This is a genomic window from Candidatus Frankia alpina (genome assembly GCF_902806485.1).
In the GTDB taxonomy this organism is placed as follows: domain Bacteria; phylum Actinomycetota; class Actinomycetes; order Frankiales; family Frankiaceae; genus Frankia; species Frankia alpina.
In genome coordinates this window covers 1-4,475 of sequence record NZ_CADCWT010000325.1, presented here as the reverse complement: position 1 = coordinate 4,475, position 4,475 = coordinate 1, and the positions used below count along the sequence as shown (strand labels likewise).

At 69.8% G+C, this 4,475-nt stretch carries 4 protein-coding genes and 1 pseudogene; 1 reads left to right on the top strand and 4 read right to left on the bottom strand.

What is annotated here, in order from left to right:
* Positions 1 to 64: 64 nt before the first annotated feature.
* Together G6R25_RS21910 and G6R25_RS21905 are read right to left on the bottom strand one after the other, a co-directional pair.
* Positions 65 to 487: pseudogene (locus G6R25_RS21910) on the bottom strand (transposase); the annotation flags it as partial.
* A 16-nt stretch (positions 488 to 503) separates the two neighbouring features.
* Positions 504 to 1,118, bottom strand: a complete 615-nt coding sequence (locus G6R25_RS21905) for a TetR/AcrR family transcriptional regulator (protein WP_136449435.1) — start codon at positions 1,116 to 1,118, stop codon at positions 504 to 506.
* Positions 1,119 to 1,260: 142 nt separating this feature from the next.
* Here G6R25_RS21905 and G6R25_RS21900 point away from each other — a divergent pair, with 142 nt between their 5' ends.
* Positions 1,261 to 2,112, top strand: a complete 852-nt coding sequence (locus G6R25_RS21900; protein ID WP_235949421.1) for an alpha/beta fold hydrolase — start codon at positions 1,261 to 1,263, stop codon at positions 2,110 to 2,112.
* 90 nt (positions 2,113 to 2,202) lie between these two features.
* Here the strand turns inward: G6R25_RS21900 and G6R25_RS21895 are convergent, their stop codons facing one another.
* Positions 2,203 to 3,285 carry an LLM class flavin-dependent oxidoreductase gene (locus tag G6R25_RS21895; RefSeq protein ID WP_136449169.1) on the bottom strand — a complete coding sequence of 361 codons (1,083 nt, stop codon included), beginning with the start codon at positions 3,283 to 3,285 and terminating at the stop codon, positions 2,203 to 2,205.
* 138 nt (positions 3,286 to 3,423) lie between these two features.
* On the bottom strand, positions 3,424 to 4,110 hold the full coding sequence (locus G6R25_RS21890; protein ID WP_136449168.1) for an OsmC family protein: 687 nt from the start codon (positions 4,108 to 4,110) through the stop codon (positions 3,424 to 3,426).
* Positions 4,111 to 4,475 lie beyond the last annotated feature (365 nt).

Genomic DNA, 4,475 nt, shown 5'->3' with positions numbered 1-4,475 from the left:
TGGTCGTAGATCTCGATGTCGGCCCGCTCGGTCGGGTTCACGCCATACTAGTAGACCGTCGCTACTAATGTTTGGGGTATAGGTGGCGGAGTTTGGTGCGGGCGTCGCTGGTGGTGAAGTGCCACTGGACTTGGCGCTGGTTGGTGTTGGTGGTTTTCTGCCAGGCAGCCAGTTCGGTGTTGAGGACGTCGAGGTCGTCGATGCGGCGGTCGAAGCATTGTCGGGTCAGGGCGGAGAGCTCGATCTCGGCGATGTTGAGCCAGGAGCCGTGTTGGGGGGTGTGGTGGATCTCAAGTCGTTGTGCGAGTGCGAACGCGGTGGTGGGGTCGAAGGCCTCGTACAGCGAGGCGATGTCGTGGGTGTTGAGGTTGTCCATGACCAGCACGATCTTGGTGGCATCGGGGTAGTCGAGGGTGAGTAGCCGCTGGACGTGGTGTGCCCAGTCGATCCTGGTGCGCCGCACGTTGGCCTCGACCCGGCGCCAGCCGGCCAGCCTCAGTGTGTCAGTCCCGGGTGAGACCATCGATGAGATGTTCGAGGGCAGCCGTCATCTCGGCGGTGGCGGTCTCGGGGTCGTCGGCGCGGGCGATGTAGAGGGCCGCCTCGTCACTGGCGCCCATGAGGAGGTGGGCGAGCGGGCTGATCGGCTGCTGTCTGATGCGCCCGGCTTCCACCCCCCAGGCGAGCACGTCGCGGACGAGGCCGAAGACGTAGCGTTGGCACAGCTCCCGCCACTCGGCCCAGCCGAGCACCGACGGCCCGTCGAGCAGGACGACGCGGTGCACCTCCGGCTCGATACAGATCCGCAGCCAGGCCCGCGCGGCCAGGCGCAGCGCCTCGATCGGGTCGGCGGATCCGGCGGCGGCGACCTCGGCGGAGATGCGGGCCGCGACGTCCGCCTCGACGGTCTCGACGACCGCGGCGAACAGGGCGGTCTTGTCGACGAACTGGTGGTAAAGCGCGCCTCGGCTCACCCCGGCCACCACCACGATCGCCTCGGTGGCGACCGCGGCGAAGCCCTCCCGCGCGAACAGTTGCCGGCCGGCCGCGACGAGTGCCGTCCGCGTCGCCGCGGAACGGTCCGCCTGGCGGCGCCGCTTCGGCTTCGGGCCTGGCAACGACTCCCGGCCTGGCGACGGCTCTGGGCTTGGCGACGACTCCCGGCCTGGCAACGACTCTGGGCTTGGCAACGCGGGCACGGACTGATTCTGCTCCACCTCACCATTGATTTACATACAGTCTGCCCGTATGTTTCTTGCCATGGACAGCTCACTCCCTGCGGACGTCGTCGACCTGCCCCAGGGCCAGATCTCCTACCGAGCGGCCGATCCGCCTGCGTCGGACCGGCCGCCGGTGGTGTTCCTGCACGGGCTGCTCGTCGACGGCCAACTGTGGGCGGCCGTAGCCAGCCAGCTCGCCGAGCAGGGCGTGCGCAGCTACGCGCCGACCCTGCCGCTCGGCTCCCATCCAACGCCGATGCGCCCCGATGCCGACCTCACCCCGCGGGGCATCGCCCGGCTGGTGCTCGCCTTCCTCGCAGCGCTTGACCTGCGCGACGTCACCCTCGTCGGCAACGACACCGGCGGCGCGATCGCCCAGTTCGTCCTGGATACCGACCCGACCCGCGTCGGCCGGGCCGTGCTGACCAACTGCGACGGGTTCGACACCTTCCCGCCGTTCCCGTTCACGGTGCTCGTCCGCGCGCTGCGCCATCCGGCGCTGGTCTCGGCGCTCGTCCCCGTGCTGCGTTCGGCGCGGCTGCGACACGGCCCGCTCGGCTTCGGCCCGCTGGCGAGGCGGCCCTTCGACCCCGAGATGACCCGTGCGTGGGTCGCACCGCTGGCCGAGGCGGCCATTCGGCGGGACGCGGCGAAACTGGCCCGCGGCATCGACCCACAGGACCTGCTCGACGTCTCCACCCGACTCGGGAAGCTCGAGACGCCGGTCCACATCCTGTGGGGCGACGCCGACCGCTTCTTCCGCGTCGACCTCGGCCGGCGCCTGGCCGCCGCCTTCGCCGACGCGACCATCGACATCGTCGCGGGCGGCCGCACGTTCCTCCCCCTCGACCACCCCGACCGCGTCCGCGCCGCCGTCCTCGCCGCGACCTGAGCTTCCCCGCGTTACGCCGACGACGTACACCTCGGCCCGTAGCGCGGTCGGCGTGCCGTCAGCCGGTCATCGCCCGATGCCGCAGCAGGGTCAGCCGGGCGTCCTGAGTGGCGGCAACAGCTGGTTGCCCTGACGCTCGATCTCTCGCAGGTAGGGCGTGTCCGACAGGACGAAGTGGGTGATCCCCAGGTCGGCGTACCGGCCCAGGGATTTCGCGACCTCCGCCGCCGAGCCGACCAGCCAGGTGGTGCCGGCGCCCTCGGCGCCGATCCTGCCCGGCGTGGTGTAGAGGTTGTCGTCGAGGACCTCGCCACGTGTCTGAAGATCGAGTAGCCGCCGCTGGCCCACGGCATGGAAGCGGCCTCGGCGCTCGGGGAGGTCATCCTGGCGGGCCGCCAGGTCGGCGACCTTGGCCTCGGCGTCGGACCAGGCCTGCTCGGTGGTGTCCCGGACGAAGGTGGTGATGCGCAGCCCGAACTCCAGCGGCGGGTGCTCGCGGCCCAGCTTCCCGCTCAGTTCCCGTAGGCGTGCAATGCGTTCGGCGATGCCGTCGAGCGGCTCACCCCAGAAAAGCTGGACATCCGCCTCGGTGGCCGAGACCCGCTCCGCCGCGGCGGAGGCGCCGCCGAAGTAGAGCTTCGGGTGGGGCCGACCCGGACGCGCCTGGACCCGGGGGCCGACGGTCGAGCCGGTCACCTGGAAGTACTCGCCGCGGTGGGTGACGTCCTGCTCGGTCCACAGCCGGCGGACCAGCCGCATGAACTCGCCGGTGCGGGCATAGCGCTGGGCCTGGTCCTCCTCGTCCCCCTCGCTGTCGCCGTAGGCTGCGACATCGTCCCGGCCCGAGACGATGTTCACCCGCACCCGTCCACCCGAGAGGTGATCGAGGGTGGCCGCGGCAGCGGCGAAGTGCGCCGGCCGCCAGTAGCCAGGACGGACGGCAATGAGCGGCTCGAAGCAGGTCGTGCGCGCTACCAGGGCCGTGGCGACGGTGAAGGTGTCCGGCCGGTCCCATCCGGCGCCGAGCAGCGCCCCCCGCCACCCGTGCCGCTCGATCGCGGTGGCCTGACAGCTCAGCACGTCGAGGCTGTTATGGCCGGGCATCGCGTCGTCGCCGCGGTGCCCGGGCCGGATCTCCTTGGGGATGTACCAGAGGAACTCCGCCGTGGTCATGCCAGCGGCGGGGCGGAGAAGGGCCGGCGCGGGATCGCCCTGCGGAGCACGGGGGCCGCGCAGTCCGGAAACGTCATGCCTCTCTCCCCAACAACCCGACGTTCATCGCGACAGCCTTGACCAACATTTCGCTGCCGGTCAGCTACTCGCAGTGTGCACCAGCGAACCAGTGATCGTCTGCGGGTTCGTGAACAGCGCGAGGAGCGGGCACTCCGCCTCAACGGTCTCGTACAGCACCTCGATCTGTTCGGAGGTGGCCGGGGAGGTGAGGGACACCCGGTAGTTGATGTTGTGCGGTTCGCGCGGCGCATGTTCGAAACCGGGCTGGCCGACTCGGGGCTCGATCGAGCCCTCGATCTCCACCTTGATCTCGTCGAGCGGTATCATCAGGCGGGCGGCGACGATCTCGAACACGTGGGTGAGGCAGCTGGCGAGCACGCCGAGCACGAGCTCGGGTGAGCCGGGTCCAAGGTCGTAACCGGCGAAGTTGGGCAGCGAGTCGCTGATGATCTGGTGGTCGCGGATCCGGATGCGCCGCAGACCGGTACGCCCTTCGGCACTGGCCTGCGCCCGCAGCACCACCGGCTCCGAGAAGGCGCCCGCGGCGACCGCGGCCTCGCGTTCCTGCAGGGCCGCGCGCTTGTGGACCAGGAACTCCCGCAGGCCAGGAACCGAACCGACCGCGATGGACCCGTCCTGCTCGGTGCCGTGGCTGCTGGCGGTGCCGCCACCCGGCGCGGTGCTCACCGGGGTGGGCCGGTGGCCGACGAGACCGGATGCGCCGGTCGTCGAGGTGCCCGTCGTCGAGGTATCGGTCGTCGGCATGACGCTCCTCTCCAGGTTCAGTGGTGCCCTGATACCACACCACGCCGTGGACGCATGCAACACCATGCAATGCCGCCGTAATACGAGAACAACAAGCTGCGCGAGTTTCCGGCAGCGTGTTCGGGGCGCACGCGTATCCGGGGCGGCGTATGAAGTTCGAATCGTGACGTATGCACCGCAGGTACTCGGCTGGCACTTTGGCCGCCCGACGCACACAGCCGGGCACCGCATCCCGCCGAGTGCGCGGAGCCCGCTAGATTCGTGCTTGACAATGCCACTCAGAGACGCGAGGGGACACGGGCAATGAGCCTTTCCCGGTAACGTTTCGTCGCTTTGCGTGACATCAATGTTGTGTTGGTGTGTTG

What these genes read in the sequence shown, in the direction of transcription:
- G6R25_RS21890 (WP_136449168.1), bottom strand. Translation starts at nt 4,110, where the DNA reads ATGCCGACGACCGATACCTCGACGACGGGCACCTCGACGACCGGCGCA.
- G6R25_RS21900 (WP_235949421.1), top strand. Translation starts at nt 1,261, where the DNA reads ATGGACAGCTCACTCCCTGCGGACGTCGTCGACCTGCCCCAGGGCCAG.
- G6R25_RS21895 (WP_136449169.1), bottom strand. Translation starts at nt 3,285, where the DNA reads ATGACCACGGCGGAGTTCCTCTGGTACATCCCCAAGGAGATCCGGCCC.